Origin of the sequence: Bryocella elongata (assembly GCF_900108185.1) — a bacterium.
GTDB lineage: Bacteria > Acidobacteriota > Terriglobia > Terriglobales > Acidobacteriaceae > Granulicella > Granulicella elongata.
Genome location: NZ_FNVA01000003.1, coordinates 89,773 through 104,629 on the forward strand (window position 1 = coordinate 89,773; position 14,857 = coordinate 104,629).

At 63.3% G+C, this 14,857-nt stretch carries 13 protein-coding genes and 1 tRNA gene; all 14 read left to right on the plus strand.

Annotated features, from left to right (window positions below; genetic code table 11):
• The first annotated feature begins 109 nt into the window (after window positions 1–109).
• On the plus strand, window positions 110–688 hold the full coding sequence (locus C4S68_RS09700; protein WP_103932876.1) for an RNA polymerase sigma factor: 579 nt from the start codon (window positions 110–112) through the stop codon (window positions 686–688).
• Window positions 685–1,686, plus strand: a complete 1,002-nt coding sequence (locus C4S68_RS09705) for an energy transducer TonB (protein WP_103932877.1) — start codon at window positions 685–687, stop codon at window positions 1,684–1,686. Before C4S68_RS09700 ends, C4S68_RS09705 begins: the two co-directional genes overlap by 4 nt.
• Window positions 1,687–1,770: 84 nt before the next feature.
• A complete protein-coding gene (locus tag C4S68_RS09710) occupies window positions 1,771–4,176 on the plus strand; it encodes a prolyl oligopeptidase family serine peptidase (protein ID WP_235011490.1) in 2,406 nt (801 codons plus the stop codon).
• 95 nt (window positions 4,177–4,271) lie between these two features.
• Window positions 4,272–5,939, plus strand: coding sequence for a S10 family peptidase (locus tag C4S68_RS09715; protein ID WP_103932878.1), 1,668 nt, complete (start codon window positions 4,272–4,274; stop codon window positions 5,937–5,939).
• Window positions 5,940–6,238: 299 nt separating this feature from the next.
• Complete coding sequence (locus C4S68_RS09720) at window positions 6,239–8,161, plus strand: HAD-IIIC family phosphatase (RefSeq protein ID WP_160115078.1); 1,923 nt, start codon at window positions 6,239–6,241, stop codon at window positions 8,159–8,161.
• A 61-nt stretch (window positions 8,162–8,222) separates the two neighbouring features.
• Window positions 8,223–8,678, plus strand: a complete 456-nt coding sequence (locus C4S68_RS09725) for a VOC family protein (RefSeq protein WP_103932880.1) — start codon at window positions 8,223–8,225, stop codon at window positions 8,676–8,678.
• 32 nt (window positions 8,679–8,710) lie between these two features.
• Window positions 8,711–9,805 carry a 4-(cytidine 5'-diphospho)-2-C-methyl-D-erythritol kinase gene (locus C4S68_RS09730; protein WP_103932881.1) on the plus strand — a complete coding sequence of 365 codons (1,095 nt, stop codon included), beginning with the start codon at window positions 8,711–8,713 and terminating at the stop codon, window positions 9,803–9,805.
• Between the two features lie 33 nt (window positions 9,806–9,838).
• Window positions 9,839–9,912, plus strand: a tRNA-Gln gene (locus C4S68_RS09735).
• Between the two features lie 336 nt (window positions 9,913–10,248).
• The gene (locus tag C4S68_RS09740) at window positions 10,249–11,346 is read left to right on the plus strand and encodes a ribose-phosphate diphosphokinase (protein ID WP_103932882.1); all 1,098 of its coding nucleotides are present in this window, start codon (window positions 10,249–10,251) and stop codon (window positions 11,344–11,346) included.
• A 180-nt stretch (window positions 11,347–11,526) separates the two neighbouring features.
• Window positions 11,527–12,201, plus strand: coding sequence for a 50S ribosomal protein L25 (locus C4S68_RS09745; RefSeq protein ID WP_103932883.1), 675 nt, complete (start codon window positions 11,527–11,529; stop codon window positions 12,199–12,201).
• Window positions 12,202–12,316: 115 nt separating this feature from the next.
• Window positions 12,317–12,910 carry an aminoacyl-tRNA hydrolase gene (pth, locus tag C4S68_RS09750; RefSeq protein ID WP_103932884.1) on the plus strand — a complete coding sequence of 198 codons (594 nt, stop codon included), beginning with the start codon at window positions 12,317–12,319 and terminating at the stop codon, window positions 12,908–12,910.
• 140 nt (window positions 12,911–13,050) lie between these two features.
• Window positions 13,051–13,515: a 30S ribosomal protein S6 gene (gene rpsF / locus C4S68_RS09755; RefSeq protein WP_103932885.1), complete on the plus strand. Its 465-nt coding sequence runs from the start codon at window positions 13,051–13,053 to the stop codon at window positions 13,513–13,515.
• A 217-nt stretch (window positions 13,516–13,732) separates the two neighbouring features.
• Complete coding sequence (gene rpsR / locus C4S68_RS09760; protein WP_103932886.1) at window positions 13,733–14,128, plus strand: 30S ribosomal protein S18; 396 nt, start codon at window positions 13,733–13,735, stop codon at window positions 14,126–14,128.
• A 78-nt stretch (window positions 14,129–14,206) separates the two neighbouring features.
• Window positions 14,207–14,734, plus strand: a complete 528-nt coding sequence (gene rplI, locus C4S68_RS09765; RefSeq protein ID WP_103932887.1) for a 50S ribosomal protein L9 — start codon at window positions 14,207–14,209, stop codon at window positions 14,732–14,734.
• The last annotated feature ends 123 nt before the right edge of the window (window positions 14,735–14,857 follow it).

The window sequence follows — 14,857 nt, forward strand, 5'->3', positions numbered from 1 at the left end:
GTGAGCCGAAGCTGCCTGTGCTGTAGGCAGCCTTTGGAGCCCGAAGAAAAATCTCCGCAACCGTGAACGGTTTTGCCCTGGCTCCGGTCTTTGGATGTGTAGGGCACGCATGATCAAACCTCCGGACCCAGGGCAGCAAAGCAATCGAGAAGACCGCGACAGCGCATTAGCGCGGATTGCGGCGGAGCACGCGCGGCTGCTGTATCGCGTGGCCTATGGCGTTCTGCGTCATCCGCAGGACGCCGAGGATGCGGTGCAGGACGCGCTGGTGAAGCTGGTTCGCAGCGACCGCTGGCAGGCGATGGAGAACGAGCGGGCGTTTCTCGCACGGACGGTGTGGCGCACGGCGCTGGATCGCCAGAGTGCGCGCGTGGTCGGACTGAGCGACGACGCGGATGCGGTGCGGCTGGCGGATGCAAGGCCGACTCCCGAGCACGCGGCGGCGCAGAACGATGAGCGGGCGCTGCTCAGTGAGCTGATCGACGAGTTGCCGGAGGAGCTGCGGCAGACGCTGGTGCTCTCCGCGATCGAAGAGCTGAGCTCGCGGGAGATCGGCGAGGTGATGGGTGTGCCGGAAGGCACGGTGCGAACGCGGCTGATGCGGGCGCGGGGGCAGTTGAAGGACAAATTCACGGAACGCTGCGTCGCTGGCCGGGAGGTCACGGCCAGCAGAGGAGGCGGACGATGATCGAGAGCAACGAGGTGTTGGACAACGGCTTTGAGGCGATGCTGCAGGGTGTGCTCGCCGAACGCAGCGCGGCGCAGAAACAACCGGCGGGGCTGGAGCAGCGGCTGCTGGCGAAGATGCGGCTGGCCGCGGAGGAAACCCACCCATGCCGCGATGAGGCCGCGGCATGGATGGGGCACCCGGCACCCGGGCTTGTGGGAGCTCCGATGTTCGGGTTTGCGGAGAGCGTCGCGACGAAGCGAAGCCGGGCGTCGATGTGGACGGCTTTTGCGGTGCATGGGTTCGCTCTGCTGCTGGTGCTGACCGTTGTGGGCAGAGGCGCGGTGCAGGTGTTGAGGCCGAAGAAGACCTCCGAGGCGATCTCGCTGACGCTGCCTCCGCCGCCTGCGGTGCTGCCGCGGGCCGAGCGCACCGGCGGTGGGGGTGGGCAGCACAATCTCGCTCCCGTCGCGCAGGGACATCTGCCGAAGCTCGCGCAGTTGCAGTTGATGCCTCCGAAGGCTCCGCCGACGGAAGCCGCGAAGATCACGATCGAGCCGACGGTCGTATTGCAGAAGGACCTGAAGATGGCCGACAACTCGCTGCCGAATCTTGGCCTGCCGGATTCGTCACTGCATGGCGTCTCGCTGGGCAATGGCGCGGGGACGGGCATCGGGTCAGGCCATGGCGCTGGCATTGGGCCGGGAGCCGGGGGGAATACCGGTGGCGGGGTGATGCATATCGGCGGTTCGGTGAAGGCGCCGGTGGTGATTTCGTCCGTGGAGCCCGAGTTCAGCGAAGAGGCGCGCAAGGCCAAGTTCTCGGGGAACGTCCAGGTGTACCTGGTGGTGGATCAGCACGGGAATCCAACGCATGTGCGGGTGGTGCGCGGTGTCGGCATGGGGCTCGATGAGAAGGCGGCAGAGGCCGTGAAGCAGTACAAATTCAAGCCGGCGACGCAGAACGGCAAGCCGGTGGAGGTAGACATGTACGTGGATGTGGGCTTCCAGATCTTCTAGGCGCGCGCTTCGACGACAGCAAGCAGGGCCTCCTGCGGTAGACTTCGGCCATCCGCCGCTGAGCTGCCTCTGGAGGCCCTTTCCATGGTTTTGATGATTCCCCGTTCGGCACGCTGCTTTGCCCTGCTTGCCTTTTCCCTCTCATCCCTTGGGATGTACGCGCAGTCCGACGCGCTGGACTTCGTGGATGGACGGGTGGTCGCAGGCGCTGCGGCGAAGCCCGTCGCCGATGCCCGCGTGGAGCTGGTGAACAGCTGCCAATGGATGAAGGGCCCCGTGAACGTGGTGCTGAAGGCCACGACCGATGCGCAGGGCATGTATCACTTCGCCGAGGTGCAGCCTGGCGGGTGCTTCGTGGTGAAGGCCTACAACACGAAGGGCCAGGTGGCCGCGCAGACCGCCGAGTTCGAGATGGCGAGCTATGCCCATCCGGAGATTGCCGACCTGAACATCGAGCCGGTCGACCCTGCCGACCCTTACAAGTGGCTGGAGGACGTGAACGGCGCGAGATCCATGGATTGGGTGAAGTCGCAGAATGCGCGCACCTTGAAGGCACTCGAGGCCGATCCGCACTACCAGCCTATGTTTGACGACGCGCTGAAGATCGCCGAGGATCCGCATCGCCTTCCTCTGCCGATGATGGTGGGGGACTGGGTCTTCAACTTCTGGCGTGATGCGGCGCATCCGCATGGTCTGCTGCGCAGGACGACGCGGTCGGACTACGCGACCGCCGAGCCCCACTGGCAGACGATCATCGACGTGGACGCGCTGGGAGTGAAAGAAGGCGTGAAGTGGGTGTGGCATGGGATGCAGTGCCTGTATCCCGGCAACGAATACTGCATGGTGGAACTCTCCGCAGGGGGCGAAGATGCGGCCTCGCTGCGCGAGTTCAACCTGAAGACCGGGAGCTGGGTTGCGGACGGTTTCACGCTCCCGCGCAGCAAGCAGAGCGTCGCGTGGAAGGACAAGGACACGCTGCTGCTCTCGCGTGACTGGGGCGCGGGCACGATGACCACATCGGGCTATCCGTTCGTCGTGAAGGAGTGGAAGCGCGGCACGCCGCTGGACAGCGCGAAGGAGATCTACCGCGGCCAGGCGAGCGATATGGATGTTTCGCCGCGCACCATGCACGATGCCCGGGGGCACACGTTGGTCGTGGTGGAACGCAGGCCATCCTTCTTCGAGGTCGAGACCTGGGTGGTGACGGCTGGCGGCCTCAAGCGGCTGGCCATCCCGAAGAAGGCGGAGCTCTCCGGATTGCTCGATGGACGGCTGCTGGTGACGGTGCGAGAAGACTGGAGCGCGGGTGGGGCGAGCTTCAGCAAAGGTTCGCTGGTCGAGATGAAGATCGCGGACGTGCTGCGCGACCCGGAGCACCTGAAGCCTGCCGTAGTGTTCGCGCCAACGAAGGATGAGTTCCTCGGCGATGTCGCCACGACACGCGGCTACGCGGTGCTGACCACGCTGGACCACGTGCAGGGACGCGCTTCCATCTACAGGCCGACCGCAACAGGCTGGACGAAGCAACCGCTCGACGTGCCCGAGAACGTGACCGTCGACCTGGTGGACACGAGCAACACGGACGATGCGTTCTATCTCGAGATCACGGGATTCCTCACGCCTCCGACGTTGCAGCTTGGCGATGCGGCGAAGGGCACGATGATGCTGGCGAAGTCCGGCCCAACGCTCTTCGATGCTTCGAAGGATGCCGTCGAACAGCGGTACGCGACCTCGAAGGACGGCACGCAGGTGCCTTACTTCATCGTGCACCGCAAGGACATGAAGCTGGACGGCACGAACCCGACGTTGCTGGATGCCTACGGCGGCTTCGAGGTGTCCGAGACGCCGAGCTACTCGGGGAACATCGGCAAGCTGTGGCTGGAACGCGGCGGAGTCTATGTACGCGCCAACATTCGCGGCGGCGGGGAGTTTGGTCCGGCGTGGCATGAGGCGGGGCTCAACGTGCACCGCCAGCGGATCTACGACGACTTCTATGCCGTCGCTGGTGACCTGATGACGACGAAGGTGACGGGCCCGGCGAAGCTTGGCATCCTCGGCGGCTCCAACGGCGGCCTGCTGATGGGCGTGGAGTTTGAGCAGCATCCGGCGATGTGGAAGGCCGTCGTGATCCAGGTGCCGCTGCTGGATATGCTGAACTTCGAGCACATTGAAGCCGGTGCGAGCTGGGTGGGCGAATACGGTTCGGTGAAGGTGCCGGAGCAGCGGGCGTTTCTCGCCTCGATCTCTCCGTATCAGAATCTGAAGGCCGACGGAAAGTATCCCGAACCGCTGATCTTCACGACGACGAAGGACGATCGCGTTGGCCCGGAGCATGCGCGCAAGTTCGCCGCGGAGATGGAGGGCTTCCATCTGCCCTTCTACTACTACGAGGAGATTGAGGGCGGACACGCGGCGGGAGCGGACCTGAAAGAGGAAGCGCGCACATGGGCGATCACGTACACGTATCTCGCGAAGAAGCTGATGGAGTAGAGCACCCGGATTTATCGGAATCGGGGGTTTCTGCGTCCTCAGGGGCGCTTCCGCCGTACTATCTCCATAACCCCGCTTTTTCCGGAGAACGATACATGCGCTTCAAAGTTGCCGTGGCAGGCCTTGGCCTGTCTGTGATGTTGCCTTCCCTGCTGGCTGCGCAGGAGATGCCCGCGCGGCCTGAGCGCACGACGACCACCACGACGACGGCCCCCGAAGGTCCGCGCCGCGCCGCAACGCTGCCTGCCGACTCCACCACGGAAGGTTCGGTGAAGGTGGGCGGCAAGGAGATCGCATACAAGGCCGTTGCCGGCCTGCTGACCGTAGGCGCGACCGATCCGCAGGATGCGACGCTGGGCTTTGACGGCAAGCCGCTGCCCGAGGCTGCGGTCGATCTTCCTGCGCGCGCCGAGGACCAGCCCGCGACCGCGAAGATGTTCTATACCGCGTACTTCGCCAAGGGCGAGGATGTGGGCACACGTCCGATCGTCTTCATCTACAACGGTGGCCCCGGTTCGGCGACGATGTACCTGCGCATGGGCTCGCTGGGCCCGGTTCACATTGCGGTGCCCGATCTGGATCACCCGGCCGGTGGACCGTACAAGATCAACTCCAACCCGTACTGCCTGCTGGACGTCGCCGACCTCGTCTTCATCGACGCTCCGGGCACGGGCTACAGCCGGGTGCAGGGACGCGATGCGTTCAAGGCGTTCTATGGCGTGGATCAGGACGCAGCTGCGTTCGACCGCTTCATCCGCCGCTTCATGACCAAGTTCAACCGCTGGCAGTCGCCGCGCTTCCTCTTCGGCGAGAGCTACGGCACCACGCGCGACGCCGTTCTCTCTGCCGTGCTGCATGACCACGGCGTCGATCTGAACGGCGTTGTCTTCCTGAGCCAGATCCTCGGCTTCGACAATTCGGCTGATGGCTCGGACTCGAGCCCCGGCATGGAGAACGGGTTCTTCCTCGCGATGCCCAGCTTTGCCGCGACCGCGTGGTACCACCACAAGGTGGCGAACGCTCCGGCAGACCTGGAGACGTTCCTGCACGAGGTGGAGAAGTTCTCGCTCGGCGAGTATGCTTCCGCGCTGCTGCAGGGCGCGGACCTCGACCCGGCGAAGAAGGCTGCCGTTGCCGCCAAGCTGGAGAGCTACACGGGCGTTCCTGCCGCGACGTGGCTGAAGGCCAACCTGCGCATGACCGGCAGCGAGTTCGCCAAGTATGTGCAGGACTCGGACAACATCACTACCGGCCGCCTGGACTCGCGCTACCAGGGCCCGGCGATGGACCCGCTCTCGCAGGGTACGGGCTACGATCCATTCACGGAGTCGATCGATTCGTCGTATCTCGCGGCAATGAATACCTATGCCCACGAGACGCTGCACTTCGGCGAGCAGATGACCTACAAGCCGAGCGCTCGTGAGCAGGGCTTCAACTGGGACATGGGACATCGCGTTCCGGGCCGCGGCTTTGGTGGCGGCGGACGTGACAAGACACTGAACGTGGTGGGCGACCTGGCATACGTGATGAAGTCCGTGCCCAAGATGCACGTACTGCTGATGGGCGGCTACTTCGACATGGGCACGCTGTACTTTGGCGCGACCTATGAAATGAAGCACCTGCCCATGCCCGTGGAGCTGCAGAAGAACATCTCTTACAAGTTCTTCCCCACCGGCCACATGGTCTATGTGAACGAAGAGGCGCTGAAGGGCCTGCACGACACAACCGCCAAGTTCATCACAGACAACAAGATCGCCAAGTAGACCCAACCTGTCGTAACCCAGGGCAGCACAATTCGCGTCACCACCAAGGCCGGGCATATTGCCCGGCCTTGCTGCGTTCCGGCGACGGAACAGGTTTGCAGCTCGGCCGTCCGGCTCCGGGGGCGTGGCCATGCCTGTCTTTCGATACGCCGCGAGATGACGCTTCGCGCCGTAGAATCGAGGCCAGTTTGGAGTGAGATATCTCCGGACAGAGGGTTTGAGCTGCTGACCTCCGACGCACCGGTACCGATGACGGATTTGGGACCACGAACGGAATGGGAAAGGAGCAACCCGCAACGATGCCTCTGCCCTGGCTGCCAGTGCGAGACGATTGGGATGAGCAGCTTCGCCACGCGAGGTTCGCTGCCCAGGATGAAGCGATTGGGTTGCTGCGCTCTCTGGCACTTTCGCAGATGGAGTTCCCGCAGCTGGGCAAGCTCGACCGAGCGCTGACGAAGGTGCTTGCGGCGGGCCAGGCGGCGGCGCTGGAGCCAGTGCGACTGGCGATCCTCGGGTCTTCGACCACCAACCATCTGCCTGCGGCGATTCGCGTTGCAGGACTTCGGCGCGGTCTGGCCATCGAAATCTACGAAGCGCCCTACGGCATGTACCGGCAGGAGCTGTTGAGCGCAGATTCCGGCCTCGCACGCTTTCGGCCCGACGTGGTGCTGCTGGCGCTCGACGCTCGGCACATGGTCGCGTGCGATGGAGCTTCGCCCGAAGCGGCGATCGAGCTGATGCAAGACTGCTGGCTGCGGGCGCGAGCAAGCTTCGGTTGCCAGGTCATTCAGCAGACGTTGCTTCCGGTTCTCCCCGCCGTGCTGGGAGACAACGAGGAGCGGCTGGCGTGCTCGCCTGCCACACGGCTGGAAGCTGTCAATCAGAAGCTCCGCGAGGTGGCTGCATCTGAGGGTGTGGACCTGCTCGCCATCGACCGTCTGTGCGCGGTGGACGGCCTTCGCGAGTGGCATGATGCGGCCCTGTGGCATCGAGCAAAGTACGAGGTGCACCCTCGCGCTGCGGAGCTCTATGGCGATCACGTGGCGCGGCTTGTGGCAGCGGAGCGCGGCCGTTCGGCGAAGTGCCTCGTGCTCGATCTTGACAACACACTGTGGGGCGGTGTGATCGGTGATGACGGGCTCGAAGGCATCCTGCTGGGACAAGGCAGCGCCGCGGGCGAAGCGCATGTGGAGCTGCAGCGGTATGTGAAGAAGCTTGCCATGCGCGGCGTGGTGCTCGCGGTGTGCAGCAAGAACGACGAGGCCAACGCGCGTGAACCGTTCGAGGAGCATCTGGAGATGGTGCTGCGCTCGGGTGACATCGCATGCTTTGTTGCCAACTGGGAGGACAAGGCGGCCAATCTGCGCGAGATCGCAGCGCGGCTGAACCTTGGACTCGATGCGCTGGTGTTTCTCGACGACAACCCGGTGGAGCGTGCGCTGATCCGCCGCGAGCTGCCCATGGTGATGGTGCCTGAGATTGGCGAGGACCCGGCAGAGTACGTGGGAACGCTGGCGGCGGCGGGGTACTTCGAAGGGCTGCGTGTTACCGAGGAAGATCGTGAGCGGGCTGCGATGTACCAGGCCAACGCGGAGCGCGAGCGGCTGAAACGTGGCTACGCCTCGACGGGTTCGGGAGCGACGGATCTTGATAGTTATCTTGACTCGCTGGATATGACCCTGACCGCCGGGCCCATCGATGGCATGTGCCTTGCACGTGCGACGCAGCTGATCAACAAGACGAACCAGTTCAACCTGACGACGAAGCGCATGACCGAGTGCGAGGTCGCGGCGGCGGTGCGCAATCCGCACATGGTCACCCTCCAGGTGCGGCTCGCTGACCGTTTCGGTGACAACGGCATGATTGCCGTACTGCTCGCCTGCACCGAGGGACCCGAGGCGCAGATCCAGCTGTGGCTGATGAGCTGCCGCGTGTTGGGGCGACGGGTGGAAGAGGCCTGCTTGAATCTGCTCGTCGAACAGCTGCGCGGCATGGGCGTCGAACGGGTGTACGGCCTGTACAAGCCGACGGCGAAGAACGCGATGGTCAGCGAGCTCTACGAGCGGCTGGGCTTTTCGCGATTGCAGACTGCCGCGACGGGAGAACCGGCGAGCGATGAGTCGCACTGGGAGCTCGAGATCGCGCGATTCACACCCCACGATGTGCCGATGCGGGTGATTTCGACGGCATCGATCGAGGCACAACCGGCCGTACCGGCCTAGCGCTCGTTTCGTTCCCGCAGGTCATTCCCGCACGTCATCCCTGCTCCAGGAGATCGCCTTGATGGTTGCGCCCAACCTGGTCCTGCACCACGTCGGCTATGCGGTGAAGGAGATCGAGCCGATCGCGGCGCTCTATATCGAGCGCTTCGGGTATGAAATAGCCTCGCCGGTGATCCACGATCCTTTGCAGACCGCGCGGGTGCAGTTCCTGCGCATTCCGGGCAATCCGGCGTACCTGGAGTTTGTCGCGCCCGACGGTCCCGCAAGCGTGCTCACGAATGCCGTGGCCAAGGGCGGTGGGCTCAATCATCTCTGCTACACCTCTGGGCCGCTGGAGGAGACGATCGCCCACTTGCAGGCCTCGCAGATGATTCTCATCTCCGAACCGAAGCATGCGGTCGCATTCGACGGGCGGCGGATCTGCTGGCTGATGGGGCGCGACCGGTCCCCTGTGGAGCTGGTGGAGCGGCGGGCTCCTGACGACCTCTGCACCCCGCTGACCGAAGTTGAGCCTTGAGCCCCTTCATGCGCCGCTAGAATGGCATCTGCATGGCAACACGTGTTCGATCGTTTGCGAAGATCAATCTCGGCCTGGCGGTGGGTCCACCGCGGCCGGACGGCTTTCATGCCCTCTCGACCATCTACCAGACGATCGGGCTGCACGACTTCGTGACGGTCTCGGCGCGACAGGCTGCTGAGATGAGGATCACGCTGACGGCGAATCACCGGGGCGTGCCTCGCACCGAAAACGGCGATGCCGAGAAGAACACCGCCTGGCGGATGGTGTCTGCGGCGCTGACCCGGATGGGCGTGACCGCCGAGGTTCACCTCGATATCGACAAGCGTCTGCCGGTGCAGGGCGGGCTTGGCGCGGGGTCGGCGAATGCGGTCGCGGCGCTGATGGGGTTGGAGCGGGAGCTCGGCGTGGCGCTGCCGGGAGCGGAGCGTTTGCGGCTGGCGGCGGAGATTGGGTCGGATGTGCCGCTATTCTTGCTGGGCGGCACGGTACTTGGGATCGGGCGCGGCGAAGAGGTGTATCCCCTTCCGGATCTTGGGGTTGCGCCGTGCGTTGTCGCCACGCCGGGGGTTGGCGTTTCGACCAAGCAGGCGTTCGCCGACCTGGATGCGCGGTACCCGAGTGCGGGCTCGGTCGCGCCCTCATTGACCTCCAGTGTGGAAAACGCTAGAATAACGAAGTTGAGCTGCGCGTCAGCCGCCGTTTGGGCCTGCAATGGAATTGCGGGCAATGCGAACGGAACTGCGCCGCACTCCTCCGGTACCACCCCAACAGTTTCTCCGGAACACGGTTTCGGGATTTCGCCTTCGGGCGAGCAGTTCGAGGGTGGTCTGGCCGAGAACCCACTTCTCGCGCTTGTCCGCACCGGGATCGAGAACGACTTCGAAGAGGTCGTCTTCTCACAGCATCCCTTCCTGCGTTCAACCAAGCGTGAGTTATTGGGAAGCAGCTCGAGCCAGGCGCTGTACGCAGCGCTTTCCGGCTCGGGGTCGGCGTTGTTTGGTCTGTACTTCAGTCAAGCAGCGGCGCGAGAAGCTCAACAGCGGGTCGAACATTCGGGCACCAGGGCGCTCCTTACGGAGATGCTGGATCGCCAGACGTACTTCGACACGATGTTCGCAGAGTAGCTTCGTCGGCACTGTAGTTCAGGCCGGGAAGACTGGGCGATCGACTAACGGTAGGTCAAGTGCCTTTGACGCACTCAGTCCAGGTTCGAATCCTGGTCGCCCAACCAACCTTAGCCGTTCGCCAGGCCCATTCAACAATCATGGGACCGCGCGAAATGTAGTTTTCGGGACTTTTGATTTTTGGCGCGGAAGCAACGTGATGCGCCGGGAAGTTTTTTGCAGTATGCCGCCGGGCGGGGAGCAATTCTCGACATGGCGGAGGAAGTAAGAAAGAAGAGTTTCTGAGCCTTCGGAGTAGCGGGCAACACACGCACGAAGGCCAAAGAAGGAACCAGCGTTCTAGCAAGAGGGCCGTACGCGCACAAAACGGCGTACACGGCATGAGAGCAAGACAAAGCAGCTGAGTAAACAACAGGTCAACCAACCTGGAGGGTTTCTCGAACGTGAGCCAAAAAGACACGACTGCGGTTCCAACCCAGAGTTCTACGAGCGCAACCAGTGACGGCGCGGGGATTGACCCGGCGAAGCCGGCTGCGGATGCAGCCGCCCCTGCTCAGGCAGGCAAAGCGGCAGACAAAAAGCGCGTGTCGAAGGTAGTCGACGACAAGCGCTTCAAGATCTTCTCCGGATCGGCAAACAGGCCGTTGGCGGAGGAGGTCGGGAAGTTTCTCGGTGTACCCGTCGGCGAGACGCGCCTGGTGCGCTTCTCCGACGGCGAGACCCACTTCCAGCTCCTTGAAAACGTGCGCGGTGTGGATGTCTTCGTCATCCAGCCCACCTGCCATCCGGTCGATCAGAACCTGATGGAGCTTCTGATCATGATCGACGCGCTGCGACGCGCTTCGGCCGGACGCATCACCGCCGTGGTTCCGTACTACGGCTATGCCCGCCAGGACCGCAAAGACAAGCCCCGTGTGGCAATCACGTCGAAGCTGGTTGCTGACCTGATGGTCAGTGCCGGAGCGCAGCGAGCGCTCTTCGTCGACCTGCATGCAGCCCAGATTCAGGGCTTCTTCAATATTCCCGTGGATCATCTGTTCGCCAGCCCGGTGCTGGTGAGCTACTTCCGCGACATGAACCTGCCGAACCTGACCGTGGTCAGCCCGGACGCCGGCGGCGTAGAGCGTGCGCGCTTCTTCGCCAAGAAGCTGGAAGTGCCGCTGGCCATCGTCGACAAGCGCAGGACAGACATCAACGTCACCGAGGTGATGAACGTGATCGGTGATGTAAAGGGCAGGACCTGCCTCATCCTCGACGACATCGTCGATACGGCAGGTACGCTGGTGAAGACCGCCGAGGCATTGCTGGACCAGGGCGCGGACCGCGTACTGGCCTGCGCCTCGCACGCCGTGCTGAGTGGCCCGGCCGTGGAGCGCATTACGAACTCCCGCCTCGAGCAGCTGGTGGTAACCAACACCATCCCTCTGAGCGACGCCGGGCAGAAGCTTGAAAAGATCAAGGTGCTTTCGATCGCCGGCCTGCTGGGCCGCGCCATTGAAAACATCCACCTGGAGACGTCGGTATCGACGCTCTTCAACTAGAGGCAAGGGATTAGGGGTCAGGGATTAGGGATTAGCAAGAGCATCCCTCCTGACATCGGTTCCAATCACAGCGGCGTGAGCCGCAAAGGGAGTGAAGGAGCAGCGAGGCACGAGCGGATTTGGCTAATCCCTAATCCCTGTTCCCTCATCCCTGCTCTTTGCGCCCGAAAGGAAAGCACAATGGCAGACAAGACAGTTAGCGCAGTGGTTGCAACCCCGCGCACCGGTACCTTCAATAAGAACCATGCACGTCGGGTGCGCGTGTCGGGCCTGATCCCGGCCGTCGTTTACGGCGCAGGACTTCCCTCGGTAGCGGTCACGGTGGACCCCAAGGTCATCACCAAGATCCTGCACTCCGATTCCGGCCACAACACGCTGTTCGATCTCTCCATCGAAGGCGCACCTGCGGCGAAGGGCATGATCGTCGACTGGCAGAACGAGCCTATCAAGGGTCACCTGCTGCACATCGACATCAAGCGCATCGCGATGGACAAGATGATGCGCGTCAGCGTTCCCGTACAGCTGGTCGGTACCCCGGCTGGCGTGAAGACCGGCGGTGGCATCCTGAGCCAGGTTCTGCACGAAGTCGAGATCGACTGCCTCCCGAACGACATCCCGAGCCACATCGACATCGACGTGACCGGACTCGAGGTTGGCCAGGCGATCCACATCTCCGAGCTTCCCCACACCGCCAGCTACAAGTTCATCGGCGGCGAAAACACGATGGTTGCGCACATCACGATCTCCAAGGCTGAGGCCGAGGCAGAAGCGGGTGTGGCTGCTCCGGCTGAGCCGGTTGTGGCGAAGAAGGGCAAGCAGGACGCTGAGAAGCCCGCCGCAGACAAGAAGAAGTAGTTCCGAAGTGAGTAGAGAGCAGTGAGCAACGAGTAGTGAAGGCAAGCATGAGCATCGAAATGTCTACTCACTCGTCACTGACCTCTACTCACTCGCTCCTTTCCGGAGCGGCAGCATGAAGCTGATCGTAGGGCTTGGCAATCCTGGAGCGGAGTACGAGTTCACTCCGCACAACGCCGGGTTTCTAGCCATCGACCGGCTCGCTCTGGTGGCGGGCGCTACGGTCAGCAATCGGCGAGGCAGGGCCTTGACGGGCAAGGGACGGCTGGCAGGGGAAGACGTCCTGCTGGCGAAGCCTGAGACCTTCATGAACCTGAGCGGGCTTTCGATCGCCGCGCTGTTGAAGGAGTTAGAGCTTCAAGTCGAGGACCTGATCGTCCTCTACGACGAGCTCGCAATTCCGCTGGGTTCGATTCGCGTACGCGAGCGAGGTTCAGCGGGAGGGCACAACGGGGCCAAGTCGGTCATCGGGGTGCTTGGAACGGAAGAATGGAAGCGCATCCGTATCGGGGTCGGGAAACCGCCGCTCGAGACCGGACGCGAGGTAAAGGCCGGCGGCAAGGACTACCTGCTTTCGCCGATGACGAAGCGAGAGCTGGCCACGCTGGATGTAGTGCTCGACGATGCGGTACGCGCCGTCGAGGCCGTGATGATCAAAGGGATCACCGCGGCGATGAGTGAGTTCAATAAGAAAGTGAGTAGTGATTAGAGAGCAGAGAGTAGACCGCAGCAAGGTTGCAACGACGTCTACTCACTCCTCACTGAACTCTGCTCACTCAAAGAAAAACGCCAAGCCGTCGTGAGTTCGCTCAAAACGGTGCGGGGCAAAACCCCGCGGAAAGAACAACAATGAATCGCAGCTACGAAATCATGTTTATTGTTCGGCCGGACACCGATGAGGCCGAGACCGAAAAGCTGATCGAGACCTTCTCCGGTTACGTCACCACCGGTGGCGGCACGGTCAAGGCCGTCGAGAAGATGGGCCGCCGCCGTCTCGCTTACACCGTTCGCAAGTTCAACGACGGCATCTACATCCTGCTGATCGTCGAAGCTCCGGCCTCGCTGATCTCCGAGATCGAGCGTCGTCTCCGCGTCTCCGAGCAGGTGATCAAGTTCATCACCGTGCGTACGGACGAGGAAGACAAGCGCGTTGCCAAGATCAAGAAGCACCGCGATGCGCACGTAAAGCGTTCGGCACTGCCGCAGGTGAGCCCCGAGGCCGCTGCTGTTGCTGCTGAGCCTGTGGCCGCTCCGGTTGCAGCTCCTGTAGCTGAGGCTCCGGCCCCCGCTGCGGCAGAGACCGTCACCGCGTAAGGCTCTCCTTTCGCTTCAGCGAAAGGACCTGACGTGAGGAGGCAATCAAGACCAACGCCGCAGGACGCTTCCAATCCTGCTTCGCGGGTGGGCCGAGCAAGTTGAGACGCCCAGATCGACCGAAGCAGTGCAATGTCCACGGGCCCCAGGGGGTCCGGAGCGTGAGCGGCAGAACCGGCCAGCCGAGAGAGCTGGCCACGAAAGAAGGAGCAGCAACATGGCTGACGAAACGACTCAAGCAGCAGCGCCGGCGGCAACCGCTGGCGAGACTCCGGCGGCGGCAGCAGCGCCGCGTGCCGAGGGTGGATCCCCGCGTCCCAGCGGCCCCGGCGGCCCCCGTCCCGGTGGTTCGCGTCCTCCCCGTCCCGGTGGGCCTGGCGGCCCTGGCGGCCGTAAGTTCTTCCGCCGCAAGAAGGTCTGCAAGTTCACGGTGGAGAAGATCGACACGATCAGCTACCGCGATGTGCGCCTGCTGCAGCAGTTTGTGAGCGATCGCGGCAAGATCATTCCGCGCCGCCTCACCGGCACCTCGGCCCCGTTCCAGCGCAAGCTGACCCGGGCCATCAAGCAGGCTCGGTCGATCGCCCTGCTGCCGTACGCCGCGAAGTTCTAGCCCCGTCGCCCGGGCCGCAGACGCGGTTCCCGGGCGCATGCGCCGCTGTGAGCGGCCACGCAGTATTGGAGACAAGTCATGGAAGTCATTCTGAAAGAGGATGTAAACAAGCTGGGCCACGCCGGAGACGTCGTGAAGGTGGCCAACGGCTACGGGCGCAACTACCTGCTGCCCTACAAGCTGGCGATCGAAGCGACCGTTGCAAACAAGGCCGTCATCGAGCAGATGAAGGGTGCCGCGATCCGCAAGGCTGCGTCCGAAAAGGGCGGAGCTGAGGAGCTCGCGACCAAGCTCAACGACGTTGTCGTGACGTTCGAGCGCAAGACCGGTGAGAGCGGCCAGCTGTTCGGCTCGGTCACCTCGTCCGACATCGCGCACGAGCTGGAGAAGCAGGGCTTCACGATCGATCGTCGCCGCATTCACCTGGAGCAGCCGCTGAAGACCACCGGCGAGTTCCACGTGTCCGTGAAGCTGCACCGCGAGGTGTCGGCGCACGTGCAGGTGACCATCAAGAGCGATGCCCCGGAGGTCACGACCGAGGCGGCAGCCGAGGATACCGGCTTCAAGAGCACCTACGACGGCCCGTTCGATACGGACTTCGACTAAACTGCAGCGCTGGCGCGTTAGCCTGCTTCGCAGGATAGCTTGCGAAGCAAGATAGCGCGCTGCGCGCGTTAGTTGTTGGAGATAAGAGACGGCGTTGCAACTGCGGTTGCGACGCCGTTTTGC